Origin of the sequence: Kitasatospora griseola, from assembly GCF_044999035.1 — a bacterium.
GTDB classification, from domain to species: Bacteria; Actinomycetota; Actinomycetes; order Streptomycetales; family Streptomycetaceae; genus Kitasatospora; species Kitasatospora griseola.
In genome coordinates, this window is sequence record NZ_CP173360.1 from 2512433 (window position 1) to 2537436 (window position 25004).

Consider the following 25004-nt stretch of genomic DNA (forward strand, 5'->3'; position numbering starts at 1 on the left):
GGGGTGACGCTCGGTGACCGGTCAGTCGGTTTCGGTGCGGATCGTGTGCGCCTCGTCGCGGACGTCCGGATCGGGGTGGCGACGCAGCTCGCGCAGCAGCGCCCGCCACGGCTCGGACCAGCGGTCGCGGGCGCCGGCCCGGGCCAGGGCGACGGCGAGCATGCCGCCGGCGAACGAGCCGTCCGGGGCCAGCCGGCGGGCGGCGGCCAGCGCGGGGGCGGTCCTCGCCCACCCGTACTGCGCCTTGCGGCCCAGCTCCTCGGCGGCCCGCACGGCGAGCGCCGGACGGTCCGCCAGCAGCGGCAGCAGCCGGACCAGCCGGTCGCCCAGGTCCTCGGCGCTCACGTCGACCGCCCCGACCAGCAGCTCCACGGCCGACCGGCGCAGCGCGGGCTCGACCAGCAGGACGGCGGCGGCGGCCCGGCACACCGCCGCGGCGTTCGGGTTGTTCCAGGAGTGGAGGAACAGCCGGTTCTGCAACCGGGCCAGCCGCTCGCGGCTCCGGTCCTCCCCCGCGCCGACGGACGCCGCCAGAGCGGTCAGCACGCCGCTGAGCACGCTGCCGGGCGCGCAGCCGCCCAGCGGGTGCGGGGTGTCGCCCAGGGCGATCACCGCGAGGGTCTCGGCGGCCGACTCCCAGCGGTGCCGGTCGTCCGGATCGAGGACGGTCCGGGCCAGCCCGGCGACCGCCTGCAGAACGTGCCCGGCGAGGTCCGCGAGGCGGGTGCGGACGGCGCCCTCGACCGACCGGTCGCCGCTCTCCAGCAGGCCGGCGACCAGTTCGGCGTACCGGGGGTGGTCGGCGGGCGGCAGGCGGTGCGGGTCGACTTCGGTGAGCCGTCGGCGCTGGTCGGGGGTGCCGTGGGCGGCGATCTCGGCGAGCAGGGCCCAGCGCAGTTCGCCGGTCGGCGCCGGCGTGTCGTCGGCCCGGCGGTCGCCGAGCCGGTGCAGGGTCTCGGCCAGCGCGGCGGTGCGGACGTCCGGGTGCCCGCCCGGGGCCCGGACGGCGTCCAGCAGGAGGGTCGCGGCGGCCTCGGCGGGCAGGTGGCGGGCGGCCAGGCGGACGGCCTGCTTGCGGCTGGTGATCCTGGCGGGCGCGTCGCCGAGCGCCGGCGGGCGCAGCAGGGCGGCGAGCGCCCCGGGCGGGGTGTGGCGGGCGGCGCGGTCGGCCGCGTGCAGCGCGACCCGGGCGCGGTCGTCGGCGGCCCGGGCCAGCAGGTCGGGCAGCACGGCGGCGGGGTCGTCGGTGGTCGGCAGGGCGGCGAGCGCGGTCTCGGCGAGCACCGTGTCCGGGTGGTCGGCCCAGCGGCGGAGCAGGGCCGCGCCGTGGCCGGGTATTCGGGCGGCGGCCCGGAGCGCCGCGGCGCGCTCCTCGACGGGGCGCTGCGGGTCGTCGGCGACGGCCGCCGGCCCGGCGACCGCGGCCTGCTGCTGACGGTGTGTCCAGCGGTCGGCGGTGGCGGTGTCCGGCGGGGTCGGGGCGGTCAGCAGGCGGTCGACCAGGTCGGTGCGGACGGCGGCCAGGGCGGCGGTGAGGCCGTCGAGGCGTTCGCTGCGGCCGGTGGCGCCGGGCCCGGCCTGGGCGGCGTCGCGTTCCAGCAGGTCGAGGAGGGCGAGCAGGTCGGGCAGCGCGGCCGGGTCGACGGGCAGCAGGGCCGTCGCGCGGCGGGCGGCCGGATCGCTGCCGCCGCGCACCGTCCGGATCAGCAGGTCGGCGAGGGTGCGCCTGGTCCGGGGGCCGACCGCCTCGGCGACGGTGAGCAGCAGGGTGGCGTCGGCGGTCGCGGCCGAGCGGTGCAGGGACGGGCGGAGGGCCTCGACGACGGCCCGCTCGCTGCCTCGCGGCAGGTCCAGGCCGGGCGCGCCGGTGCGTTCCAGGACGTGGCCGGCCCAGTCGGCGAGGGCCGTCCCGGCATGGTGGCGCCCGAGGACGGCGACGGCTGCGACCGTGAGCGCGGCGCGGGTGCGGTCGGAGCAGTCGCGGGCGGTGAGCGCGTCCTCGGCGAGGCGGTGCAGGTCGGGCGCGTGCTCGTCCCGCAGGCCCCGGGACAGTTCGACGAGGCCGACCGGCGCGGCCCGACGGACCAGGTCCTGTTCGTTGCGCAGGCGGCGGGTGAGCGTCAGGAGCTGCTGCACGGCCGCCGGATCGCCGGAGAGGCCGGCGTTGCGGATCAGCAGACGCCAGGCGTGGGCCCGGCCCTCGGGGTCGGGGGCGCCGGTCCCGGCGAGCAGCTCGGGCCGGGCCTCCGCGGGCGGCAGCAGGGCGATCAGCCGGTCGGCGCTGTCGTCGCCCCCGTCAGTCGCCCGGCGCAGGCGGTCGATCCCAGCCCGGGCCCGGACGTACCGGTCGGCGGCGGGCAGCAGGGCGAGCGCATCGGCGTGGCCCGCCCACCGGCGGCCGGCGTCGGCATGCGCGGCGTCGTGGAACGCGGCGCGACGCCCGGGCGGCAGCGCCCGCAGCACCTCCAGGCCGTGGCCGACGCCCTGGTGGGCGAGCTCGGTCAGCGACGGCGGGGCGGCCGCGGCCAGGCGGCGGGCGACGGCCGGGCGCAGCGGCGGGTCGTGCCGGCTCCGACCGGCGGTGATCAGCAGCCGGACGGTGCGCTCGGCGTCGGCGGCGGCCAGGTCGGCGAGGCGGTCGCGCAGCGGGTTCGACAGGCCGCCCCCGTGCCACCGTTCCAGCAGGTCGAGCATCCGCAGCGGCCGGTGCCGGGCTGCGGCGGCCAGGCCCCGGGCGTGCCGGGCCCAGGCGTCGCGCCGGCTCGCCCGGGCGGCGAGCTGGGGCTCGACCGCGTCCAGCACGGCCTGCGGATGCCGGTGCCCGAGCGCGGCCGTGACGTCCACGGCGTGCACGAAGGCCGGGAGTTCGACGGCCACGAACCCGGGCGAGCACAGCGGCAGCAGCGGCGCGGCGGCCACCGGCCCGTGACTGCGGCTCAGCGCCGTGACCAGCCGCTCCGCGAGATCCGACCGCCCCGAGCGGAGGACCGCCCCGACCAGCTCGCCCCGGACGGCCGTGGGCGCGGCGAGCACCGCCCGCTCCACCGCCTCGTCCGGCACCGGCAGCCGACGGATCGCCCGCTGCGCGTACCGGCGCACCACCGGATCGGGGTCGGCGAGGCGGGCCGTGAGGTGGGCGGTGTGCCGGCCGGCCTGGGCGGCGAGTGCCGCCAGCCGTCGGCCGTAGCGGCCGTGGTCCTCCAGCTCGTCGAGCAGAGCGGCGAGTTCGCCGGTGGCGGCGAGGGCGTGGGCGGTGCGGGCCACCGTCCGCAGGCGCTCGGCGTGGGGCAGTGGCTCCACGGCGGCGAGCAGGCGGTCGGCGGAGGAAGACGCGTGGATCGTGTGGATCATCGTGCGTGATTCTTACCGGCCGACCGGGCCCGGCACCAGTCGCCCCGGTGTCGCCCCGCCGTTCCGGGCGGTGCGGCAGCGGCAGCGGCAGCGGCGGCGCTCGGCAGGCGCGGGGCGATCCGCCCTTCCGTGCGCCAACGGAGCTTCCTTGGAAGGAAGTTGAAGGATCTCCCGGCAGGCTGTCGCCGGAGCTACCCGCAGCGCGCGGGCGCGGCGACCCGCCGATCGAGCGCTGCGCTGCCGTCCCTGGTCGACGCGACCAGAGGGTCGGGCCCTGAGGGCGGGCGTCCGGCGTCGGATCGACCGGTTGTCCGCGCTGGAGGCCGTGGCGCGCCGGGCCGAGGAGCAAGCGGAGAGCGAACTGGCCGCCCGTATCCGGAAGTTCGCGGCGTGCGCGCGCGGCGAGCTGACGCCGGCCGCGCTGCGCCGAGCGGGGTCAGTGCTTCTTACAGGCCGTGGCCTCGAACTCCGCGACGGGGACGGTGAGCGTGGAAGTGGGCCCGTAGTAGCGGACGTGTCCCGGCGCGAGCTGCTCCAGGTCCTCCGGGGTGAAGTCGACGGCGGTCGACGATCGGGAGTCGTCCTTGGTCCAGCCGCGCAGGTGGTAGGTGGTCCCGGCGTCGAGCGGGGCGGCGGCCCTGGCCGTCTCCCAGCCCTCGGCAGGCGCGTCCAACGCCCAGGTGCTCAGCCCGGGCCCGAGAGCCGACTTGGCGGTCCACTCCCCGACCGTCTCCGTGTGGCTGCCCTCACTGGTGTAGAGGCTCGCCCCGTCGATCCGCTGCCCACAGACCATCAGCACCCCCAACGGCCGCCCGTCCTCGGTCACGGAGATCCCTGCGACGGCACCGCTCGAACCCGCACACCCCGAGACCCCCGCCAGCGCGGCCGTCCCCACGACGACCGACGCGGCTCGCCGGACCAGCTGTCGCACGGTGTCTCCCTCGATCTCCCGCCCGTCCGGGCCGGTGAAATGCAGTGACAGCCCGGAACCCGTCGGGCGACGGCCGGAGTTCATGGACGGTACCAATGGGGCCTCAGGCGGTCACCGGGGCGGTCCTGTTGAGGACCCGTGCGTGCCCTCCGACCTCGGGCCCGGGCCTGGACGGGCCTTCGGCGGGGCGCGCGACGGGGTGTGACCAAACCCTCCGTCGGCTCGGTTGACTGTCGCGAAGCGGGCGTGGTGGGATCTTCGGGCCAAACGGAGGCAAGCAGAGGAAGCCGGTGCGAGTCCGGCGCGGTCCCGCCACTGTGACCGGACACCCCGCGCGGGGGTGACCGGAAGTCAGGAGACTCTGGCCCCCGTTCCGTCGATCCAGGGCGCGGACCCTGAGTGAGGACACAACGCCATGCGGGCTGCCCCGTACCTGGTGGGCGCGGTCGCGGGATTCCTCGCGGACGCCCGGCTCGGAGACCCCCGACGCGGACACCCCGTCGCCCTGTTCGGCACCGCCGCGGCCCGGCTGGAACGCCTGCTGTGGCGCGACCGTCGCGCCGTCGGGGCGGTGTACACGGGGCTCGCCGTCGGCGCGGTCGCGGGCGGAGCGGCACTCGTCGCGCGGGCCGTCCGTCGTTCGCCGCTCGCCGCGGCGGCACTCACCGCCGGTGCGACGTTCACGGTCCTCGGCGGGACGTCACTCACCCGGGAGGCCCGGGCCATCGGGGACTCCCTGGCCGCCGGTGATCTGACCGCCGCCAGGGAGCGGCTGCCGCACCTGTGCGGGCGCGACCCCTCCGGGCTGGACGAGCAGCAGATCGCCCGGGCGGTGGTGGAGTCCGTCGCGGAGAACACCGCCGACGCGGTCGTCAACGCCCTGGTCTGGGGCGGCATCGCGGGCGTCCCCGGGCTGCTGGCCTTCCGGGCCGTCAACACCCTGGACGCGATGGTCGGCCACAAGTCCGAGCGGTACCGGCGCTTCGGCTGGGCCTCGGCCCGGCTCGACGACGTCGCCGGCTGGCCCGGCGCCCGGCTCACCGCCCTGCTCACCGTCGCCGCCTCCGGCTCCCCCGGCCGCACCTGGCGCGTCTGGCGCCGCGACGGCTCCGCCCACCCCAGCCCGAACGCCGGCCAGGCCGAAGCCGCGTTCGCCGGCGCCCTCGGCGTCCGACTCGGCGGCACCCTCCGCTATGGCGACCGCGTCGAACACCGCCCGGTCCTGGGCGCCGGCCACCCCCCGGTCACCCCCGGCGACATCGACCGCGCCTGCCGCCTCTCCCGCCGCGTCTCCACCCTGGCCCTCGCTGTCACCACCACCGCCCGAATCACCGCCCTCACCGTCCGCACCCGGCGGCCCAGGTGACCGCGTCCCCGGACGCAGCCCTTCGCCGTTCCTGGTGCCCCTCGCCCGTGCAGGACGGGCGTGCTGCGCACGGACCAGCCGTGAAACGGGCTGCGGTGCCGGGCGAGTGGGCCGCCCGACCGGCGGCGGTGCCGGGCGGCTTCGGCATGTCTTCGTCCGCTGCGCGCAGTTCTTCGTGCCCCGGGCGCTCGCCGGGCGAGAAGTCGGCACCTGGGCGGGCCGCGCAGCGCGAACTCGGCACACCGCCCTCCTCGCGGATCGGGACACTCGCGGACGAGTGGACGGGGCAACGTGCCGCAGCACCGGGAAACGTCGGCATGTCTTCTTCTGCCGCGCGCAGTTCCTCGCGCCCCGGGCGCTCGCGGAGCGGAGCACCTGCGGCCGCCGTGGGCGCGTGCGCGGTTCGTCCGCTTTCCCCTGTTGCTGTTCTCGTCTCCGAAGGAGGCCCTCGGTGAGTGGTGCGTTGTTGGTGGCCGGGACGACCTCGGATGCCGGGAAGAGCGTGGTGACGGCGGGGATCTGTCGGTGGCTGCGGCGGGAGGGGGTGCGGGTGGCTCCGTTCAAGGCGCAGAACATGTCGCTGAACTCGTTCGTGACGGCCGACGGGGCGGAGATCGGGCGGGCTCAGGCGATGCAGGCGCAGGCGGCGGGGGTGGAGCCGGAGGCGGCGATGAATCCGGTGCTGTTGAAGCCGGGGGCGGACGGCCGGAGTCAGGTGGTGCTGATGGGGCGGGCCGTGGCGGAGGTCGGGGCGCTGGACTACCGGGACCGGAAGCCGGTGCTGCTGGAGCGCTCGTTGGAGTGTCTGGCGGACTTGCAGTCGCGGTTCGAGGTGGTGGTGTGCGAGGGCGCGGGTTCTCCGGCGGAGATCAATCTGCGGGACCGGGACATCGCGAACATGGGTCTGGCGTCGGCGGCCCGGCTGCCGGTGGTCGTCGTCGGCGACATCGACCGCGGCGGGGTGTTCGCGTCGATGTTCGGGACGCTCGCGCTGCTCTCGGCGGACGACCAGTCGCTCGTCGCGGGCTGGTTCGTGAACAAGTTCCGCGGTGACGCGCGGCTGCTCGCGCCGGGGTTGGAGATGTTGCGGGAGTTGACGGGGCGTCCGGTGCTGGGGACGTTCCCGATGCTCCAGGGGCTGTGGCTGGACGCGGAGGACTCGCTGGATCTGGCGTCGGTGGCGCAGCGTCCGGCGGCGGGCGGGCCGGTGGGGGCGGAGGTGCTGCGGGTCGCGGTGGTGCGGTTCCCGCGGTTGTCGAACTTCACGGACGTGGATGCGCTGGCGCAGGAGCCGGGGGTGCTGGTGCGGTGGGCGACCCGTCCGGAGGAGCTGGCGGATGCGGACCTGGTGGTGCTTCCGGGTACCCGGGCGACCGTCGCGGACCTGGACTGGCTGAGGGGGCAGGGCCTGGTGGAGCCGCTCGCCCAGCGGGTCGCCGCGGGGTTGCCCGTGCTGGGCGTGTGCGGCGGCTACCAGATGCTGGGCCGGGAGATCGTGGACGAGGTCGAGTCGCGGGCCGGCGCGGTGGACGGCCTGGGGCTGTTGCCGACCCGGGTGGTGTTCGGTCCGGAGAAGGTGCTGGCCCGTCCGACGGGCGTGGCGCTCGGCGCACCGGTGGCGGGTTACGAGATCCACCACGGGGTGGTGTCGGTGGACGGCGGCGAGGCGTTCGTCACCGATGTCGACGGCGCGGCGCTGGACGGCTGCCGGGTCGGGCCGGTGTGGGGGACGACCTGGCACGGGGTGTTGGAGAACGACGCGTTCCGTCGGACGTTCCTGACCGCGGTCGCCACTGCTGCGGGGCGGGCCTTCGTGCCCGCCCCGGACACCTCGTTCGCGGCGGCGCGCGAGCAACGACTGGACGCGCTGGGCGACTTGGTCGCGGAGCACGCCGACACGGACGCGCTGTGGAAGCTGATCGAGAACGGGGCGCCGGCGGGCCTGCCGTTCGTGCCGCCCGGGGCTCCGGCCCCGGTGCAGATGGAGAGGGCGAAATGAGTGAACTGACCGATGCCCGTTACCCGTTCACGGCTGTCGTGGGGATGGACGACCTGCGGCTGGGCCTGTTGTTGAACGCGGTGTCGCCCGCGGTGGGCGGCGTGCTGGTGCGGGGCGAGAAGGGCACCGCGAAGTCGACGATGGTGCGCGCGCTGGCGGGGCTGCTGCCGTCGATCGCGACCGTGGCCGGCTGCCGGTTCGCGTGCGACCCGCTGTCGCCGGACGCGCAGTGCCCGGACGGGCCGCACGCCGGCGCGGACTCGGCGGAGCGTCCGGCGTTCCTGGTGGAGCTGCCGGTGGGTGTCTCCGAGGACCGGGTGGTCGGTTCGCTGGACCTGGAGCGGGCGCTCGCGGAGGGCGTGAAGGCGTACGAGCCGGGGCTGTTGGCGAAGGCGCACCGGGGCGTGCTGTACATCGACGAGGTGAACCTGCTCCAGGACCACCTGGTGGACCTGCTGCTGGACGCGGCGGCGATGGGGCGTTCGTACGTGGAGCGCGAGGGCGTCTCGGTGCGGCACGCGGCCCGGTTCCTGCTGGTCGGGACGATGAACCCGGAGGAGGGCGAGCTGCGGCCGCAGCTGCTGGACCGGTTCGGCCTGACGGTGGAGATCGCCGCCACCCGGGACGCCGACGAGCGCGCCGAGGTGGTGCGCCGCCGCCTCGCCTACGACGCCGATCCGGCGGGCTTCGCGTCGAGTTGGGCCGCACGGGAGCGGGAGCTCGCCGAACGGATCGGCGCGGCGCGGGAGTTGCTGCCGTCCGTCGAGCTCTCCGATCTGGCGCTCCGTCAGATCACGGCGGTGTGCGCGGCGTTCGAGGTGGACGGCCTGCGGGCGGACATCGTGATGGCGCGCACGGCGGTGGCGCTGGCCGCATGGGCGGGGCGCACCGAGGTGCTGGAGGAGGACGTCCGCAAGGCCGCGCAGCTGGCCCTGCCGCACCGGCGGCGGCGCAACCCGTTCGACGCGCCGGGCCTGGACCAGGAGCAGTTGGACCGGACGCTGGCCGAGCACCAGGAGCCCGGCGACGAGGACCCGGACGGTGACGGCCCGGACGACGGAGGCCCCGGCGACGGCGGCCCGGGGGGCGGCGGTTCGCCCGCCCCGTCCGAGCCCGATGAGCCTGCTGCGACCGGGAGTTCCGAGGACGCCCCGGCCGCGCCGCCGCAGCAGCGGCCCGGCGGCACGAAGGCGGCGTCGCCGGTGGCGGCCGACCGGCCGTACCGGACGCGGCTGTTCAAGGTGGACGGCACCGGCCGGGGTGCGCAGGGGCGGCGCTCCCCCGCCGAGACGGACGCCGGGCACACCGTGCGGGCGCGCCGTCCGCAGGGGCGGCTGACCAGGCTGCACCTGAGTGCGACGCTGCGGGCGGCGGCGCCGCACCAGGTGGCGCGCGGGCGGGCCGGTCGGGCGCTGGTGCTGCGGCGCGACGACCTGCGCGAACAGGTGCGCCGGGGGCGGGAGTCGAACCTGGTGCTGTTCGTGGTGGACGCCTCGGGGTCGATGGCGGCCCGGCAGCGGATGACGGCGGTCAAGGGCGCGGTGCTGTCGCTGCTGATGGACGCCTACCAGCGCCGCGACAAGATCGGCATGGTGACGTTCCGGGGCTCCGGCGCGGAGTTGGCGCTGCCGCCGACCTCCTCGGTGGAGGTGGGCGCGGCCCGGCTGGAGCAGCTGCCGACCGGCGGTCGGACGCCGCTGGAGGCGGGCCTGCTGCGGGCGCACGAGGTGCTGCGGGTGGAGCGGCTGCGCGACCCGGACCGGCGGGCGCTGCTGGTGGTGGTGACCGACGGCCGGGCGACCGGGGCGCGCGACGCGCTGGCGCGGTCGCACCGGGCGGCCGGGCTGCTGGCGGCGCAGGGCGTGGCCGCGGTGGTGCTGGACTGCGAGTCCGGCCCCGTCCGGCTGGGCCTGGCACGGGAGTTGGCGGCGCACCTGAACGGCGACGCGGTGAGCCTGGACGAGCTGCGGGCCGACGGGGTGGCCGCGCTGGTGCGGGAGACCCGTTCGACGATGACCTCTGGTTCCATGACACGAAAGGCGGCGTGACCGAATGCCCAAGGGAGTTGCGGAGAACGTCCCGGACGACGGCCTGACCACCCGGCAGCGGCGGACGCTGCCGATCACGGCGGTGCACACCGGTCCGGGCAAGGGGAAGTCCACGGCGGCGTTCGGGATGGCGCTGCGGGCGTGGAACCAGGGCTGGCCGATCGGGGTGTTCCAGTTCGTCAAGTCGGCGAAGTGGAAGGTCGGCGAGGAGAACGCGCTGCGGGTGCTCGGCGAGTCCGGGCAGGGCGGCACGGTCGCGTGGCACAAGATGGGCTCGGGCTGGTCGTGGGTGCAGCGGGACATCGAGTCGTCCGAGGAGGCGGCCCGGGAGGGCTGGGAGCAGGTCAAGCGGGACTTGGCGGCCGAGACGTACCGGTTCTACGTGCTGGACGAGTTCACCTACCCGCTGCACTGGGGGTGGATCGACGTGGCGGAGGTGGTGGAGGTGCTGCGGGAGCGCCCGGGCAGCCAGCACGTGGTGGTGACGGGCCGCAACGCGCCCGAGCCGCTGCTCGAACTGGCCGATCTGGTCACCGAGATGACGAAGCTGAAGCATCCGATGGACGCGGGCCGCAAGGGCCAGCGCGGTATTGAGTGGTAGATCGTTGAACGACAGCATTCCTCGGCTGGTGGTGGCCGCCCCGTCCTCCGGCTCGGGCAAGACCACGGTGGCGACCGGCCTGATCGCAGCGTTGGCGGCGCGCGGGTTGAAGGTGTCGCCGCACAAGGTCGGCCCGGACTACATCGATCCCGGCTACCACGCGCTGGCCGCCGGCCGCCCGGGCCGCAACCTGGACTCCTGGATGAGCGGCCCGGACCGGATCGCCCCGCTGTTCGCGCACGGCGCGGCCGGGGCGGACGTGGCGGTGGTCGAGGGCGTGATGGGCCTGTACGACGGGGCCGCGGGGCAGGGCGAGTTGGCGTCCACCGCGCAGGTGGCGAAGCTGCTGCGGGCACCGGTGGTGCTGGTGGTGGACGCCTCCTCGCAGTCCCGTTCGGTGGCGGCGCTGGTGCACGGCTTCGCGTCCTGGGACCCGCAGGTGCGCCTGGCCGGGGTGATCCTCAACAAGGTGGCCTCGGACCGGCACGAGACGCTGCTCCGGGAGGCGCTGGAGGAGGGCTCCGGGGTGCCGGTGCTCGGCGCGGTGCGGCGGGCCAAGACGGTGGACACCCCGTCCCGGCACCTGGGCCTGGTGCCGGCCGTGGAACGCTCGGCGGAGGCCCTGCGGGCGGTCCGCGAGATGGGCGAACTGGTCGCCGCCTCGGTCGACCTGGACGCCGTGCTGGCGCTGGCCCGCACCGCACCGCCGCTCTCCGTGGACGCCTGGGACGCGGCGGCGGAGGTCGAGCCGATCGTCGGCCCGCGGCCGCGGATCGCGCTGGCGGGCGGCGCCGCGTTCTCCTTCTCGTACGCGGAGAACGCCGAACTGCTGGCCGCCGCCGGGGCCGAGGTGGTGCCGTTCGACCCGCTGCACGACGAGCGACTGCCCGAGCGGACGGCGGCGTTGGTGATCGGCGGCGGCTTCCCGGAGGTGTACGTCTCCGAGCTGAGCGCGAACGCGTCGCTGCGGCGCGCGGTCGCCGAACTGGCCGCGAGCGGCGCGCCGGTGGTCGGCGAGTGCGCCGGACTGCTGTACCTGGGGCGGGAGTTGGACGGCCTGCCGATGTGCGGGGTGCTGGACTCGACGGCCCGGATGACGCCCCGGCTGACGCTCGGCTACCGGGAGGCGGTGGCGCTCGCCGACTCCCCGCTCGCGGCGGCCGGATCGCGGGTGCGCGGGCACGAGTTCCACCGCACCGTCACCGACCCGGCGGCCGGCCCGTCCCCCGCCTGGGGCTGGCGCACCCCCACCGGCCCGCACACCGAGGGCCACCTGCACGGCTCGGTGCACGCCTCCTACCTGCACCTGCACTGGACGGGCGCCCCGGCCCTGCCGACCCGACTGGTCCGGCACGCCGCCGCGTGGGCCGCCTCGCACGACGGGAACTGACGGCGGGAACTGACGGCGGGAACCGACGGCCGGTCCGGCCGCGCGGGCCGAGATGCTCGCGCGGCCGGCGGGCGGTTCAGACCGCCTTGCTGTTGCCGCCCTGGTGCTTGGCCGGTTCCTCCTGCTGGGTCGCCAGGCCCAGCGCACGGCGCAGCGAGATGATCTCGGAGTCGCCCAGGTTGTCGTCGGCGAGGCCCAGTTCGGTGCGGAGCGTCGCGTTGTCGGTGGACTGGGCGGCCAGCTGGTAGTGGGTGGCGGCGATCCTGGACTTGGCGACCAGCCGGTCGACGGTCGCCTTGTCGGCCGTGGTCCAGCGGTAGTTCGACAGCAGGGTGGCCTGCTGGTTCGCGGCCGTGCTCATGTCCTTGGCCCAGGTCCGGTACGCCTGCGGGTCGTCCTCGATCCCGGTGTCCTCGTCCGGGCCCTTGCCCCAGGCCTTGTCGAACTGGTTGGTGGCGTCCAGCAGTTGGCGCTGGTCGGGGGTCAGGCTGCTGGCGGACTTCCGCAGCATGCCGGTGCGCGAGGACTTGTCCTCGTTGGCCAGGAAGCAGACGATGCGGCGGGCGGCGGGGGCCTTCCAGGCCGCCCGGTCGGGGTAGAAGTAGAAGGTCACCACCTTGTCCGGGATCGACCAGGTGTCCGCCACGTAGGTGTCCACGCGGTCCGCGCAGAGCTTCTCGGCCTCCTCCTTCATCACGTCCTCGCCCGGGTAAGCGCCGGTCTGCTTCGTGGCGGGCTGCACCCAGTACGTCTCGCCGAAGTGCGCGGACGCGCAGTCGACCGGCCTGGCATTGCCCGCTGCGGCGCGGTCGAAGCACTGGCCGAGCGACAGTCGGAACGGGGAGTTCGCCGAGAGGCCCGAGTCCGAGGTCGGCGAGACGTGCGAGGGCCGGGAGCCGTCCTCCTCGAAGTCGTCGACGCTGAAGGCACCGCCGATCACCGTGAGGACGAACAGCACCATGCCGAGGCTGCCGGCCACGATGCCGGAGATGGCCAGCCCCTTGCCGCGCTCACCGGTCCGCTTGATCTGCCGCAGCGCGCCGATGCCCAGGCCGATGCCGATGAAACCGAAGTAGCAGCAGACGATGCCGACGATCAGCGAGGCGATGGCCAGGTTGTTGGTGTACAGCGAGCGCTGCGGGGCCGGGTACATCATCGGCCCGCCCGGCGCGCCCGGCATTCCGGGCGGCGGGTACCCGCCCGTCCCCCACGGCTGCTGACCACCCGCCGCCGCCCACGGACTGCCCCCGTCGGGCACCGGCCCCGGCGCACCCGGCGGCACGTGAGCCCCCGGCGGCACGTGGCCTCCGGGCGGGGCCGCGGCCCACGGGTTCGCACCCGGCGGCAACGGCGCACCGACCGGCGCCGCACCCGGGACGGGCGGCGGCGCACTGGGCAGCGCCCACGGGTTCGCGGGCGCGGGCGGCGCGGCGGGCGCGGGCGGGACGGGCGGCGCGACGGGGGCCGGCGGGGCGTCCACGGGTGCCGAAGTCTCGGGCTCAGCAGGCTGCTTGGTGAACGAGATCGCGACCGGCGCGGCGTCCTCGACGTCCGACGCAGTCGCGGCGTCCTCGATGTCCGGTGCAGGCGCGGCGGGAACCGACGGCGCCTCGGTCGGCGAAGGCTCGACCGACGCGGCCGCCTCTGCATCTGCGACGGCGGTCTCGGGCTCGGGCTTGGCGGGCGGCTTGGTGAACGAGAGCGCGGCCGGCGCAGCGTTCTCGGTGTCCGGCGCGGGCCTGGTGTCCGTCGCGGGCCTGGTGTCCGGCGCGGGCGTGGTGGGCGTGGTCGGGGAGTCGTTCCGGGCGGCGTCGGGGCCGGCCTCCCCGGAGCGCTCCTGGTCGAACGACATGGGTTTCCCCCCTGGGCGTGGAACTGTTCGACGGCTGCGCGAATATAGCGGACCGGTCCGTCGGTCTCCCAACGAGTTCGGTGTCCGAGCCCGGGCACCGCCCGAAAGTCCATTGCATGCAATGCATGCAGCGCACTACGCTGCCGCTGTGCAGACCGAGAGCACCCGCCGCAGCCTGCGGGCCCTGATCCTCGACGGCCGCTACCCACCGGGGGCGCGACTGGGCGAGGTGGAGGTCGCGGAGACCCTCGGGGTGAGCCGCACCCCGGTCCGGGAGGCGTTCCGGGCGCTGGCGGCGGACGGCCTGCTCGCCACCGCCGGGCGCGGCGTCCGGGTGGTGGAGCTGTCGGCGGAGGAGCTGGCGCACGTCTACCGGGTGCGGGCCGCGCTGGAGGCGCTGACCGTCGAGCTGGCCGCCGAGCGGCAGCGCGCGGGGCGGCTGGCCCCGGCCGAGCTGACCGACCTCGCGGAGCTCGCCGACCGCACCCACCGGGCCACCGTGGAGCGCGAGTTGACCGAGGCGGTGCGGCTCAACCGGCAGTTCCACCGGCGGGTCGCGGAGCTGGCCGGCAACCCCGTCGCCCTGCACTCGCTGGAGCGGCTGTGGGACCAGATCCAGGTCTCCACCCACCGTTCTCTGCACGCGCCCGACCGCACCGCCCTGGTGGACGACCAGCACCGTGAGCTGCTGGCCGCCGTGACCGCCGGGGATCCGGCCGCTGCCGGGGCGGCCGCCCGGCGGCACGTCCTGGACACCTGCGCCGCCGCCCGGCCGCCCGAGAAGGAGTGACCCGATGGCCCTGTCCCACCACTACGCGGTCCGTGTCGACTGGACCGGCAACCTCGGTACCGGTACCGACACCTACCGCTCGTACTCCCGCGACCACGACGTCTCCTCGGACGGGGTGCCGACCCTGCTCGGCAGCGCCGACCCGACGTTCCGCGGCGACCGCTCGCGGTGGAACCCGGAGCAGTTCCTGCTGGCCGCGCTCGCCCAGTGCCACATGCTGTCGTTCCTGTCGCACTGCGCGCGCAGCGGCGTGGTGGTGCTGTCCTACACCGACGAGGCGGAGGCCACCATGGAGACCTCGGGCGGCGGCGGCCGGTTCACCTCGGCGATGCTCCGGCCCCGGGTGGTGATCGCCGAGGAGTCGATGCTCGAGAAGGCGATCGCGCTGCACGGCCCGGCGAGCCAGGACTGCTTCATCGCCTCCTCGGTGAACTTCCCGGTCCACCACGAGCCCGTGGTGACGGTGCGGGCCGCCCGTTCCTGACGACTCGTCAATTTCCTTGGTGTGGCTGGCTCCAGTATGCGCATGGGGGCTGGCTCCAGGGAAAAGACGGTGGCCTGCGGGATCGATCCGGGCGGCGCGACGGCGAAGACTCACTGCCATGCGAATCACCCGACGAGGCGCCGCGCTGGCCGCCACCACCACCGTCCTGCTCGGCCTGACGGCACCGCTCGCCGCCGGAGCGTCCGCCCCCGACCGCCCCGCCTGGGGCGCGTGCGCGGGCGGCGCGCCGGACGGGCGGCAGCAGTGCGCCGAGCTCACCGTCCCGATCGACTACGCGCAGCCCGCCGGGCCGACCCTCCGGCTCGCCGTCTCCCGGATCCCCGCCGCCCGGCCCGATCAGCGGCGCGGCGTGCTGGTGCTGATCCCCGGCGGGCCGGGCGGCTCCGGCCTGAACGGGCCGAGCAGCGCTGCGAAACGGCTGCCCCAGTCGGTGCTGGACAGGTACGACCTGATCGGCTTCGACCCACGCGGCGTCGGCCGTTCCAGTCCGGTCTCCTGCGGGCTCGACTACGCCGACCTGGCGCCCGGCAAGCTGCTGCCCTGGCCCGCGCCCGACGGGCACGGCGGCGATGCCAACCTGACCACCGGCCGACGCATCGCCGACCGCTGCGCGGCCAACGGCGGCCCGGTGCTGCGCAGCATCACCACCCGGAACGAGGCGCGGGACATCGACCGGATCCGGCAGTCCCTCGGCGAGCGCCGGATCTCCACCTGGGGCGTCTCCTACGGCACCTACGCGGGCGCCGCGTACGCCACGATGTTCCCCGACCGCACCGACCGGATCCTGCTGGACAGCAACGACAACCCGGATCCGGTCCTGGCCGAGCGCAGTTGGCTGGCCGCCTTCGCCACCGGCGCGGAGGACCGCTTCCCGGATTTCGCGGCCTGGGCGTCCTCCCCCGAGGCCGGCGAGTTCCGGATCGCCGACACCCCCGAGCAGGTCCGCACCGCCTACCTGACGGCCGCCCAGCAGTTGGACGCGGCCCCGCTGCCCTGGCCCGGCCACAACCCGGACGTACTGGACGGCAACGGCGTGCGCGGCACGCTGCTGAACAGCCTGTACGCGGACGCCAAGTTCCCCGCCGCGGCCGCTCTGATCCAGGCCGCCCAGGGCCACCGCGCGCTGCCCGAGCAGGGGCCCGCGCCGGACGCGGCGGAGCTTGCGCAGATGCAGGCTTCCACGGCGGTCACGGTCGCCACCCTGTGCAACGACGTCAGCTGGCCGCGCGACCTCGGCTCGTACGCCACGGCGGTGGCCGCCGACCGGGTCGCGCACCCGCTCACGGCCGGCATGCCGGTGAACGCCACGGCCTGCGCGTTCTGGCACTGGCAGCCCGCCGAGCCGCCGGTTCGGGTCACCTCCGACGGGCCGTCCAACGTGCTGCTGGTGCAGAACCTGCGAGACCCGGCCACGCCCTACGCGGGGGCGCTCAAGCTGCGCGCGGCGTTCGGCGACCGGGCCAGGATGGTCACGGTCGACTCCGGTGGCCACGGCGCCTACCTGTCCCACGGAAACGCCTGCGGCGACGCGCTGGTGTCGGAGTTCCTGGCCACCGGCCGCCGCCCGGCCCGGGACGCGTTCTGCCCGAAGGCCGGGTGAGGCCGGTGCGCGGCCCGATCAGCACCCGTCCGTCCGGGGTTCGTCCGGCCCGTGGCGGTGCGTCGGGCCGCGCCCGGTCGTCAGCCCAGGTCGCGGCGGCGCAGCCCGGCCAGGCCCGCCAGGGCGGCGAGCGCGGCCAGCGCGGTGGTCCACAGCAGCGGCGCGGCGGTGAACGTCCCGCCGGGCAGGTGCGGCAGGTGGGTGAACGGGGACAGGTCCAGTACCCACTGCGGCAGTTGCAGGATCGGTCCGAGCCAGGCGACCAGCACGAACACGCCGTACCCGGCCCAGCCGGCCGCCGTCCAGCGCGGCAGCAGGCCGTACACGGCCAGCGCCACGGCGGCGGTCAGCCACACCGCGGGCAGCTGGACGAGCGTCCCGCCGAGCATCCGGCCGACGGCGTCGCCCGTCCCGCCGCCGAGCGCGGCGCCCTGCGCCAGCCCGGCGGTGGCGCCGGCGACGGCCAGCAGCACGGCGGTGCCGAGCAGCGGGAACAGCAGGTGTCCGCCCGCCCAGCGCAGCCGGGAGACGGCGCCCGCCAGCACGGGTTCGGCCCGGCCGGAGCTCTCCTCGGCGCGCAGTCGCAGCACGGACTGCACGGCGTACACAGCGGCGATCATCCCGAACACCCCGGCGATGGTGGACAGGTAGGCGTTCAGCACGCCCTGCTGTCCGCCGAGCCGGGCCATCAGGTCGGCCATCTGCCGGTTGTCGCCGACCAGGTCGACCACGCCCTTGGCGACGCTGCCGAACACCGCGCCGCCCGCGGCGAAGGCCAGCGCCCAGCCGAGCAGGGCGCCGCGCTGCAGGCGGCGGGCCAGCGCGGCGGCGTCCGCCAGGCCGGGTGCGGCGGCGGCCGGGCCGGGGCGCTGCGGGAGCATTCCGGCACCCAGGTCGCGGTGTTCGACCAGGGCCCGGGCCAGCACGGTGAGCAGTGCGGCCCCGCCCAGCGGCAGCGCCAGCACCCACCAGCGGTCCCCGGCGAACGCACGGACCTGCTCGCTCCAGCCGATCGGGGAGAGCCAGCTCGCCCAGCCGGTGCCGCTGCCGGAGTCGCCGACGGCGCGCAGCACGAACGCCAGGCCGATCGCCGCCCCGGCCAGGCCGTTGGCGGCCCGACCGGTCTCGGCGACCTGCGCGGTGACGGCGGCCAGCGCGGCGAAGAACACTCCGGTGGCGCCGAGCGCCAGCCCGAACGCCAGCGCCCCGGCCAGGGCCTGACCGGCCGCCAGCAGCACGACCGTCACCAGTGCGGCCAGCGCGGCGTTCGCGGTGAGGGCGGTGGCCAGGGCGGCGGTCAGCGGGGCGCGGCGGCCGACGGCGCCGGCGCCGATCAGCTCGAAGCGGCCGTCCTCCTCCTCGGCCCGGGTGTGCCGCACCACCAGCAGGGTGGACATCAGCGCGGCCAGCACCGCCCCGAACACGCCCATCCGCCACGCGGTCAGCCCGCCGATGGTGGAGCCGTCGAAGATCGGGCCGTACAGGGCGCGCAGCGAGCCGTTGCCGTCGATGCCGGCCGCGAAGGTCCGCCGGGAGGCCTCGTCGCCGTACAGCTTGCGGAAGGAGAAGGCGGTGGAGGCGATCATGCCGGTGCCGACGTACACCCACACCGGCAGGGCGATGCGGTCGCGGCGCAGGGCGAGGCGGTAGAGGGTGCCGGTGCCGGTCAGCGCGTAGCCGCTCATCGGACGGCCGCCGTCGACGGGGCGTCGGAGACGTTCTCGTAGTGGCGCAGGAAGAGTTCCTCCAGCGTCGGCGGCCGGCTGGCGAGGCTGCGCACGCCGACGGCGGTGAGTTCGGCGAGCAGGGCGCCGAGCTGTTCGGTGTCGACCTGGCAGCGCAGCCGATTGCCGTCGACCGTCAGGTCGTGGACGTAGTCGGGGTGCGGCGGCGGCCCGGTGAGCACGGCGTCCACCGAGGTGCGAGTGAGGTGGCGCAGGTCGTCGAGGGTGCCGGTCTCCACGGTGCGGCCGGCCCGGATGATCGACACCCGGTCGCAGAGCGCCTCCACCTCGGACAGGATGTGGCTGGACAGCAGCACCGTGGTGCCCCGGTCGCGGGCCTCGGCGACGCACTCGCGGAACACCTCCTCCATCAGCGGGTCCAGGCCGGAGGTCGGCTCGTCCAGGATCAGCAGGTCGGTGTCGCCGGCGAACGCCGCGACCAGCGCGACCTTCTGCCGGTTCCCCTTGGAGTAGGCGCGGCCCTTCTTGGTGGGGTCGAGCTCGAAGCGCTCCAGCAGCGCGGCCCGGCGGGTCGGGTCGAGCCCGCCGCGCAGCCGCCCGAGCAGGTCGATCGCCTCCCCGCCGGAGAGGTTGCGCCACAGCGTCACATCGCCCGGCACGTAGGCGAGTCGGCGGTGCAGCGGCACGGCGTCGCGCCAGGGGTCGCCGCCGAGCAGCGTGGCGGTGCCGGAGTCGGCGCGCAGCAGGCCGAGCAGAACGCGGATGGTGGTGGACTTGCCCGACCCGTTGGGGCCGAGGAACCCGTGTACCTCGCCCTGTTCGACCGTGAGGTCCAGTCCGTCCAGGGCGCGGGTGCGGCCGAAGGTCTTCACCAGGCCGGACACCGAGATGGCGGTCGTCATGAGTTCGACGCTACTCTTGTTTCACAACTTCGTGAAGGCACCGAAAGTCCCGGATCTTCGCGTGGCGGCCGAAGTGTGTGAAGGTGGGCGGACGCCCGGCCGGGCGGGGTGTCGGGGAGGTTCGGGTGGTGCGGGTGAGCGAGGTGGGCGACGTGGGTGACGTGGACGCGCAGCGGAATCCGGCGGAGGTGTCGGAGTTCGTGGAGCGGTTCGCCACGGTGCTGACGGACGCCGGCTTCCCCCGGATGTCGGCCCGCGTGTTCACCGCCCTGCTGACCGCCGACTCCGGCCGGCTGACCTCCGCCGAGCTGGGCGAGCTGCTCCGGATCTCCCCCGCCGCGGTCTCCGGCGCGGTCCGCTACCTGACCCAGGTCGACCTGGTCAGCCGGGAGCGCGAACCCGGCACCCGCCGTGACCGCTACCGCATCCACGACCACGTCTGGTACGAGGCCACCGCCAACCGGGACCGCACCCTCTCCCGCTTCGAGTCCAGCCTCGCCGAGGGCGTCGACGCGCTCGGCGCGGACACCCCGGCCGGCCAACGCCTCGCCGAATCCCTGGAGTTCTTCGCCTTCCTGCGGGTCGAGATCCAGCAGATGATGCAGCGCTGGCGCGACCGCGAGAAGTGAGCGACCGCTATCGCTGCCGTTCCCGCACCCGCGGGCCCCGCGGCCCCCACAGCGGCATCGAGAGGACCAACAGGACCAGCACGGCCACCAGCCCCCCGGTCCACCGCACCGCACCGCCCGGATCGGGCAGGTTCTCGGTCGGATCCTGCCGGCCGGCCGGGTCGTACGTGACCTCCAGTTGGTTGCCGACGTCGCGGCCCTCGCAGGGGCTCAGCCGCTTGGCGATGTGCTGACCCTCGGCGGTGCGCAGCAGGCAGTACCCGGCCGCCTTGCCGTTGCGGGGATGGACGGCGGTGATCTGGGCGACCGTGCGCTTCCCGTCCGTGCTCAGCACGGTCCCGCTCACCGCGCCGCTGCCGAAGAACCCGATCCCGGCGAACAGCACGAGGACGAGGAGAGCCGCGATCGACGTGGCCCGGGTGCGGTACGCATTCCCGACCAGCCCCGTCAGAGCCACCCCCAGCAGGCAAATCACCACCCACGCAACGGGGTTGGCCGCGCCGAACTGCCAAACCGCCAGCCACGACAGCGCAAGGCTCCCGAACAGCGCGGGCACCGTGTACCACGCCCAGAAACGGTGCGGGTGTTCCGTCGACTTCAAAGCCGTCGTTCCTGTCGATCGTTCAAACACCTGGACGGGACACCTGTTGGTGCCCGCCATCGGCTACCGCTTCCGCCCCTCCAGGCTCCGCCCCCGGAGCCCCCACAGCGGGAGCAACAGCACCAGCAGGGCCAGCGCCGCACTCAGCCCGGCGACCCAGCGCTCCGCACCGGACGGGTCGGGCACCTCCTCGGTCGGATCCTGCCGGCCGGCCGGGTCGTAGGTCACGCCGAGGTGGTCGCCCACCTTGCGGCCCTCGCAGGGGCCGAGTCGCCCGGGAATGCCCCGGCCGTCCGCTGCCCGCAGCAGGCAGTACCCGGCCGCCCTGCCCTCGCTCGGGTGGACGGCGGTGACCTCGGCGAGCGTCCGCTCGCCGTCCTCGGCCAGCACGCTCTGGCGGTACGCGACGGTGCCGACGAATCCGATCGCCAGGAGCAGCACGAGGGCGAGGACCGCCCCGACCGCACCCGACCTGGTGCGGTACGGGTACACGATCACCTGCATCAGCAGCACCGCCAGGACGAAGATCGTCACCCCCTCGGCGAACCCCGTCCAGCCGAGCTGCCGGTCCGTCAGCCAGATCACCGCGAGACTGCCCGCCAGCGTCGGCAGCGTGACCCGCGCCCAGAAACGGTGCGGATGCTGCACCGGCTTCACACTCATCGCCGCTCCCCCGTTCGTCGTTCGAACGAGGGGAGGTTACTTCGCAGTTGGCGCGGTGTGAACGGTCAGTCCTCCGCAGCGTCCCGGTCGCGCTCCAGACGCGGGCCCAACCGTCCCCACAGCGGGAGCGACAGGACCAGCAGGGCCAGCCCTCCGCCCAGCCCGGCAGCCCAGCGCACCTCGCCGTCCGGGTCGGGCGCGCCCTCGACCGGGTCCACCCGGCCGGCCGGGTCGAAGGTGACGCTGACGTGGTCACCGACCCGGTAGTCGTTCGAGTGGATCCGGCCGGAGATGTCCCGCCCGTCGGCAGCCCGCAACTCACAGGTCGGCGTCCCCCTTCCCTTGCCCGGGTCCACGGCAATGACCTCGGCGACCGTCCGCTCGCCGTCCCGGGCCAGCACGTCGTGCTGCGCCGCGTCGACCCCGGCGAACCCGAGAAGGACCACCAGCGCGCCGGACGCGAGCGCCGCGACCAGGCCGACCACGGTGCGGTAGGAGAACGCCATCACCAGGAACATGGCCGGCGCCAGCAGCGCCAGCGCCCCCTTCAGGGTCCCCGTGCGCCAGCCGAGGTGCTGGCTGATCAGCCAGATCAGAGCGAAGCCGGCGACCAGCGTCGCAGGCGCGAACCGCACCCAGAAACGGTGCGGGTGTTCCTCGGACTTCACGTCCATGTCGATCCCCCCATTGATCATTCGGATCAAGAAGGACGCTACTCCTGCCCATGAGCCACCGTCAGTCGAGGTGCCCGGCCCACCGCTTGCGGGGCTCCGGGGCCGGGGCGTAGGTGACGTAGAGGCGCTGGCCCACGCTGCGGCCGGCGCAGGGGCCGAGGTGGCCGGGGATGTCGCGGCCGGCCTCGTCGCGCAGCAGGCCGTACCCGGCCGCCTTGCCCTGGCGGGGGTAGGTGGCGGTGACCACGGCGAGCGTCCGACGACCGTCGCGAGCAGCTGCCGGCCATCGGTGGCCGGCTACACCCGCCAGTCCGCGGGCCCGCCTGCGGCCACCGGCTCCGACGGCCCGCCGGAGCGCTGCCGGCGGCGGCCGGCCCAGAACGGGAGGGAGACCAGCAGCGCGACCAGTGCGGTGCCGACGCCCGCCGCCCAGTGGAGGGGGGTGTCCGCGTCGAGGGGTTCCCAGATCGGGGCCTGCCGGTCGGACGGGTCGGCGGTCACCGTCAGCCGGCGGCCGACATGGAGGTTGCAGGCGTCGAGCGGGTGGCGGATGGCGGTGCCGTCGGGTCGGCTCACCTCGCAGGTGGGGAGGTGGGTGCCGTTGCGCGGGTGGACGGCGGTGACGGTGACGGTGACCTGCTGCCCGTGGTCGGCCAGTGACCCGGTCCGGACCGCCGCCATCCCGGCGAAGCTCAGCCAGAGCGCCAGCCCGCCGGCGACGAACGCCGCCACCCCTCCCCGGGGGGTGCGGTAGTTCAGCGCGACCACCAGGATCAGCGCGGTCGGTGTGACGGCGTGCAGCAGCTCGACGGCCTCCGAGCCGCCGAACAGGTAGGTCAGCAGGCCGATCGGCGCCGCGCAGCAGAGCAGGGTGAGCAGCGCGTACAGCGACCCGCGCCAGGGCCGGCCGGTACCGGTCTTCTCGTTCATCGCGTCCTTCGTGTCGATCTTGACGCGGGGACCCTACCGGCGGCGCGACCGGGCTGTCAGCCGAGATACGCGGGGGCCACCGCGGAGCGCACCAGCACGGCGGGGGCGCCGGTGCCGTCGGCGGGGACGGTCCACAGGTCGGAGCCGTAGTCGCCGGGCAGCGAGTACAGCAGGGTGCGGCCGTCGGCCCACAGTGCCTGGTCGTCGATGTTGCGCTGCTCGGCGGTCGCGGTCTCCGCCATGGTGGCCAGGTCGAGCACGTACAGCCGCCACGGCGCGGCCGGGTCGGCGCCGGCCACCCGCTTCTTGTAGGCGATCCGGGTGCCGTCCGGCGACAGGGACGGGCATTCGACGTTCTGGTGCAGGGTGGTCAGGGTGCGGGCGGCGAGGTCGCCCTGCACCAGGTAGGTCTGGCCGCCGGTGGCGACCGTCGCGTAGAAGCGGTTGTCGTCGGCGGCGAAGGTGGTGCCCCAGACGTTGAGGTCGGACGCCTGGACGGGGTGGCCGTCCCTCAGCACCTGGAAGGTCTCCAGGTTGTCGTAGAACTGCCAGTTGCGGGTGTCGACGATCGCGGTGCGGGTGGAGAAGTCGGTGCCCGCGTAGGAGTCGCCGCTGACGAACACCGTCCAGCCGACCAGGTGGCCCGACGGGGAGACCCGGGCGCGGGTGGGGATGCCGGGCGCGGGGAAGCGCCTGGTCTCGTGCAGCGAGGCGTCCAGTACGGACGCGTGGTAGGTGTCGTCCAGCGCGCCGTGCTCGGCCTGCAGGCAGATGCCGGTGCCGGCGGCGGCGTGGAAGCGCAGGCACTTCACGCCGGACGCGGTGCGGGGGCCGTCCGGGTGGTCGGCGGGCACCGCGGCCACCTCGTCGCGGTGCGGGCCCCAGGCCAGGTTGCGCAGCAGCAGTTGACGCTCCGTCGGCTGCAGCGTCACCGATCCCTCGCGCACCGGCGGCCCGCCGGCCTGCTCCTGGTTGCGCCGGTCGGCCCGGTCGGCGGCGTACCGGACGGCGACCGTCCCGACCCCGGCCAGCAGCAGCACCGCGACCACCAGCACCACCACCTTGCGCCGCACGGAGGCGCCCTCGACCGGGGGTTCGGGCGTCGCGGAGTCCGGGTCGACGACAACGGGAGCAGTCATGGGGGTGTCCTCCGGGCGGGTTGACGGGGGAAGGGAGGAGCCGCCGCGACCTCTGTGGCGGTGCGTCAGTCGGTGGCGGCGGGACGGAGCAGGCGGGTGGCCGCGATCGCGGCGGCGGCGAGGGCGATCGTCGTCGCGGTGAGGGCGGCGCGCGGGCCCCAGAGGGTCCAGGCGGCGCCGAAGGCGAGGGAGCAGGCGAAGCGGGCGAGGGCCTGTCCGGTGCCGACCAGGGCCTGCCCGGCGCCCTGCTGGCCGTCGGGGACGGTCGCGGCGGTGGCCGCGGCGAGCACCCCGTCGGTGGCGGCGTAGAAAGCGCCGTGCAGCAGCAGGACCAGCACGGCGGCACTCGCACCGCGCAGCGGGGAGAGCACCACCCCGTACGCGCCGAGCAGCACGGCGTGGCCGGCCAGGAACAGGGTGCGGCGGCCGATCCTGTCCGCGATCACGCCGAGCGGGACGGCGAGGGTCAGGAAGACCGCGGCGGTGCCGAGCGGCAGCAGCGGGAACAGGTGGGCGGGCAGGCCGAGTCGGCGTTGCAGCAGCAGGTAGAGGAACGAGTCGCTGACGGTGGTGAGGCCGAGCAGCACCGCGGCCAGGGTGAGTCGGCGCAGCGCGGGGCGGCGCAGCAGCGCGAGCGCGTCCCGCAGGGTGGGGCGCGGACCCGTCGGCGCCTCGACCGGGGTGGTCCGGGCGGGGACGAACAGCACCAGCAGCAGGACGCCGAGCACGGCCACGCACCCGGAGACGGTGAACACCGCGCTGTAGCCGGCGCGTTCGGCCCGGTCGTCGGCGATCCGCAGCACCGCGAAGGCGAGCAGCGGGCCGAGCAGCGCGCCGGTGGTGTCCATCGCGCGGTGCACGCCGAACGCGCGGCCGCGGTGCTCGGGGGCGGTGGCGAGCGAGATCATCGCGTCCCGGGGCGCGGTGCGCAGGCCCTTCCCGGTGCGGTCGATCGCCAGGACGCCGCCGATCAGCGGCACGGTGTGGACCAGCAGCAGCAGCGGTTTGCACAGCGCGGACAGGCCGTAGCCGATCCCGGCGACGACCTTGTGGCCACGGGCGCCGCGGTCGGCGAGGTGGCCGCCGAGCAGCCGGACCAGCGCGCCGACGCCGTTGTTGATGCCGTCGAGCAGGCCGAAGCCGAGCGGGGACAGGCCGAGCGCGGCGACCACGTACAGCGGCAGGACCGCGCTGACCATCTCGGAGGAGACGTCGGTGACCAGGCTGACCGCGCCGAGCGCGAGCACGGTGCCGGGGACGGCGGCGCGCCGCCCCGGGCGGGTGCCCGGGGCGGCGGCCGCGGCGCGGCCGGTCTTGGTGGAGCGGGCGTCCGCGAGGTACATCCGGC

General features: G+C 75.4%; 21 protein-coding genes and 1 riboswitch. Of the genes, 9 read left to right on the top strand and 12 right to left on the bottom strand.

Annotation, left to right across the window (positions count from 1 at the left end):
- Positions 1–21: 21 nt before the first annotated feature.
- Together ACI1MP_RS11445 and ACI1MP_RS11450 are read right to left on the bottom strand one after the other, a co-directional pair.
- Positions 22–3351 carry a hypothetical protein gene (locus ACI1MP_RS11445; RefSeq protein ID WP_404868592.1) on the bottom strand — a complete coding sequence of 1110 codons (3330 nt, stop codon included), beginning with the start codon at positions 3349–3351 and terminating at the stop codon, positions 22–24.
- A gap of 436 nt (positions 3352–3787) precedes the next feature.
- Entirely contained in the window at positions 3788–4177 is a 390-nt protein-coding gene (locus tag ACI1MP_RS11450) for a hypothetical protein (RefSeq protein WP_404868593.1), read from the bottom strand.
- Between the two features lie 384 nt (positions 4178–4561).
- Positions 4562–4644: riboswitch (cobalamin riboswitch) on the top strand.
- A gap of 53 nt (positions 4645–4697) precedes the next feature.
- Between ACI1MP_RS11450 and ACI1MP_RS11455 the strand changes: the two genes are divergently transcribed.
- From ACI1MP_RS11455 to ACI1MP_RS11475, 5 genes are all read left to right on the top strand, one after another.
- The gene (locus ACI1MP_RS11455; RefSeq protein ID WP_404868594.1) at positions 4698–5648 is read left to right on the top strand and encodes a cobalamin biosynthesis protein; all 951 of its coding nucleotides are present in this window, start codon (positions 4698–4700) and stop codon (positions 5646–5648) included.
- Positions 5649–6099: 451 nt separating this feature from the next.
- Positions 6100–7647, top strand: coding sequence for a cobyric acid synthase (locus ACI1MP_RS11460; RefSeq protein WP_404868595.1), 1548 nt, complete (start codon positions 6100–6102; stop codon positions 7645–7647).
- Positions 7644–9695, top strand: coding sequence for a putative cobaltochelatase (locus tag ACI1MP_RS11465; protein WP_404868596.1), 2052 nt, complete (start codon positions 7644–7646; stop codon positions 9693–9695). The genes ACI1MP_RS11460 and ACI1MP_RS11465 overlap by 4 nt, the downstream gene beginning before the upstream one ends.
- A 4-nt stretch (positions 9696–9699) precedes the next feature.
- Entirely contained in the window at positions 9700–10296 is a 597-nt protein-coding gene (cobO, locus tag ACI1MP_RS11470) for a cob(I)yrinic acid a,c-diamide adenosyltransferase (protein ID WP_100589440.1), read from the top strand.
- 4 nt (positions 10297–10300) lie between these two features.
- The gene (locus ACI1MP_RS11475) at positions 10301–11686 is read left to right on the top strand and encodes a cobyrinate a,c-diamide synthase (RefSeq protein WP_404868597.1); all 1386 of its coding nucleotides are present in this window, start codon (positions 10301–10303) and stop codon (positions 11684–11686) included.
- A gap of 76 nt (positions 11687–11762) precedes the next feature.
- Here the strand turns inward: ACI1MP_RS11475 and ACI1MP_RS11480 are convergent, their stop codons facing one another.
- Positions 11763–13538, bottom strand: coding sequence for a DUF4190 domain-containing protein (locus ACI1MP_RS11480; protein ID WP_404868598.1), 1776 nt, complete (start codon positions 13536–13538; stop codon positions 11763–11765).
- 148 nt (positions 13539–13686) lie between these two features.
- Here ACI1MP_RS11480 and ACI1MP_RS11485 point away from each other — a divergent pair, with 148 nt between their 5' ends.
- The 3 genes from ACI1MP_RS11485 (at position 13687) to ACI1MP_RS11495 (ending at position 16433) form a co-directional block, all read left to right on the top strand.
- The gene (locus ACI1MP_RS11485; RefSeq protein WP_404868599.1) at positions 13687–14328 is read left to right on the top strand and encodes a GntR family transcriptional regulator; all 642 of its coding nucleotides are present in this window, start codon (positions 13687–13689) and stop codon (positions 14326–14328) included.
- Positions 14329–14332: 4 nt separating this feature from the next.
- Positions 14333–14812 carry an OsmC family protein gene (locus ACI1MP_RS11490; RefSeq protein WP_404868600.1) on the top strand — a complete coding sequence of 160 codons (480 nt, stop codon included), beginning with the start codon at positions 14333–14335 and terminating at the stop codon, positions 14810–14812.
- Between the two features lie 118 nt (positions 14813–14930).
- Positions 14931–16433 (top strand): alpha/beta hydrolase, encoded by a 1503-nt coding sequence (locus tag ACI1MP_RS11495; protein ID WP_404868601.1) that lies wholly within the window; start codon positions 14931–14933, stop codon positions 16431–16433.
- An 80-nt stretch (positions 16434–16513) separates the two neighbouring features.
- Here ACI1MP_RS11495 and ACI1MP_RS11500 read toward each other — a convergent pair whose 3' ends face one another.
- Together ACI1MP_RS11500 and ACI1MP_RS11505 are read right to left on the bottom strand one after the other, a co-directional pair.
- Complete coding sequence (locus tag ACI1MP_RS11500; protein WP_404868602.1) at positions 16514–18118, bottom strand: ABC transporter permease; 1605 nt, start codon at positions 18116–18118, stop codon at positions 16514–16516.
- A complete protein-coding gene (locus ACI1MP_RS11505) occupies positions 18115–19020 on the bottom strand; it encodes an ABC transporter ATP-binding protein (RefSeq protein WP_363480776.1) in 906 nt (301 codons plus the stop codon). The genes ACI1MP_RS11500 and ACI1MP_RS11505 overlap by 4 nt, the downstream gene beginning before the upstream one ends.
- A 134-nt stretch (positions 19021–19154) precedes the next feature.
- Between ACI1MP_RS11505 and ACI1MP_RS11510 the strand changes: the two genes are divergently transcribed.
- Complete coding sequence (locus ACI1MP_RS11510; protein WP_404868603.1) at positions 19155–19649, top strand: GbsR/MarR family transcriptional regulator; 495 nt, start codon at positions 19155–19157, stop codon at positions 19647–19649.
- Positions 19650–19656: 7 nt separating this feature from the next.
- Here the strand turns inward: ACI1MP_RS11510 and ACI1MP_RS11515 are convergent, their stop codons facing one another.
- The 7 genes from ACI1MP_RS11515 to ACI1MP_RS11545 form a co-directional block, all read right to left on the bottom strand.
- On the bottom strand, positions 19657–20310 hold the full coding sequence (locus ACI1MP_RS11515; RefSeq protein WP_404868604.1) for a hypothetical protein: 654 nt from the start codon (positions 20308–20310) through the stop codon (positions 19657–19659).
- A 3-nt stretch (positions 20311–20313) separates the two neighbouring features.
- The gene (locus ACI1MP_RS11520) at positions 20314–20913 is read right to left on the bottom strand and encodes a hypothetical protein (protein ID WP_404868605.1); all 600 of its coding nucleotides are present in this window, start codon (positions 20911–20913) and stop codon (positions 20314–20316) included.
- A 65-nt stretch (positions 20914–20978) separates the two neighbouring features.
- Positions 20979–21587 carry a DUF3592 domain-containing protein gene (locus ACI1MP_RS11525; RefSeq protein WP_380343853.1) on the bottom strand — a complete coding sequence of 203 codons (609 nt, stop codon included), beginning with the start codon at positions 21585–21587 and terminating at the stop codon, positions 20979–20981.
- Between the two features lie 61 nt (positions 21588–21648).
- Positions 21649–21834, bottom strand: coding sequence for a hypothetical protein (locus tag ACI1MP_RS11530; RefSeq protein WP_404868606.1), 186 nt, complete (start codon positions 21832–21834; stop codon positions 21649–21651).
- Between the two features lie 50 nt (positions 21835–21884).
- The gene (locus ACI1MP_RS11535) at positions 21885–22517 is read right to left on the bottom strand and encodes a hypothetical protein (protein ID WP_404868607.1); all 633 of its coding nucleotides are present in this window, start codon (positions 22515–22517) and stop codon (positions 21885–21887) included.
- Positions 22518–22573: 56 nt separating this feature from the next.
- On the bottom strand, positions 22574–23656 hold the full coding sequence (locus ACI1MP_RS11540) for a TolB family protein (RefSeq protein ID WP_404868608.1): 1083 nt from the start codon (positions 23654–23656) through the stop codon (positions 22574–22576).
- Between the two features lie 65 nt (positions 23657–23721).
- Positions 23722–24999, bottom strand: a complete 1278-nt coding sequence (locus tag ACI1MP_RS11545) for an MFS transporter (RefSeq protein WP_404868609.1) — start codon at positions 24997–24999, stop codon at positions 23722–23724.
- Positions 25000–25004 lie beyond the last annotated feature (5 nt).

Coding starts and splice junctions, on each gene's coding strand:
- ACI1MP_RS11445 (WP_404868592.1), bottom strand. CDS start 3,351: ATGATCCACACGATCCACGCGTCTTCCTCCGCCGACCGCCTGCTCGCC.
- ACI1MP_RS11455 (WP_404868594.1), top strand. CDS start 4,698: ATGCGGGCTGCCCCGTACCTGGTGGGCGCGGTCGCGGGATTCCTCGCG.
- ACI1MP_RS11465 (WP_404868596.1), top strand. CDS start 7,644: ATGAGTGAACTGACCGATGCCCGTTACCCGTTCACGGCTGTCGTGGGG.
- cobO (WP_100589440.1), top strand. CDS start 9,700: ATGCCCAAGGGAGTTGCGGAGAACGTCCCGGACGACGGCCTGACCACC.
- ACI1MP_RS11480 (WP_404868598.1), bottom strand. CDS start 13,538: ATGTCGTTCGACCAGGAGCGCTCCGGGGAGGCCGGCCCCGACGCCGCC.
- ACI1MP_RS11490 (WP_404868600.1), top strand. CDS start 14,333: ATGGCCCTGTCCCACCACTACGCGGTCCGTGTCGACTGGACCGGCAAC.
- ACI1MP_RS11495 (WP_404868601.1), top strand. CDS start 14,931: ATGCGAATCACCCGACGAGGCGCCGCGCTGGCCGCCACCACCACCGTC.
- ACI1MP_RS11500 (WP_404868602.1), bottom strand. CDS start 18,118: ATGAGCGGCTACGCGCTGACCGGCACCGGCACCCTCTACCGCCTCGCC.
- ACI1MP_RS11505 (WP_363480776.1), bottom strand. CDS start 19,020: ATGACGACCGCCATCTCGGTGTCCGGCCTGGTGAAGACCTTCGGCCGC.
- ACI1MP_RS11515 (WP_404868604.1), bottom strand. CDS start 20,310: ATGGCGGGCACCAACAGGTGTCCCGTCCAGGTGTTTGAACGATCGACA.
- ACI1MP_RS11520 (WP_404868605.1), bottom strand. CDS start 20,913: ATGAGTGTGAAGCCGGTGCAGCATCCGCACCGTTTCTGGGCGCGGGTC.
- ACI1MP_RS11525 (WP_380343853.1), bottom strand. CDS start 21,587: ATGGACGTGAAGTCCGAGGAACACCCGCACCGTTTCTGGGTGCGGTTC.
- ACI1MP_RS11535 (WP_404868607.1), bottom strand. CDS start 22,517: ATGAACGAGAAGACCGGTACCGGCCGGCCCTGGCGCGGGTCGCTGTAC.
- ACI1MP_RS11540 (WP_404868608.1), bottom strand. CDS start 23,656: ATGACTGCTCCCGTTGTCGTCGACCCGGACTCCGCGACGCCCGAACCC.
- ACI1MP_RS11545 (WP_404868609.1), bottom strand. CDS start 24,999: ATGTACCTCGCGGACGCCCGCTCCACCAAGACCGGCCGCGCCGCGGCC.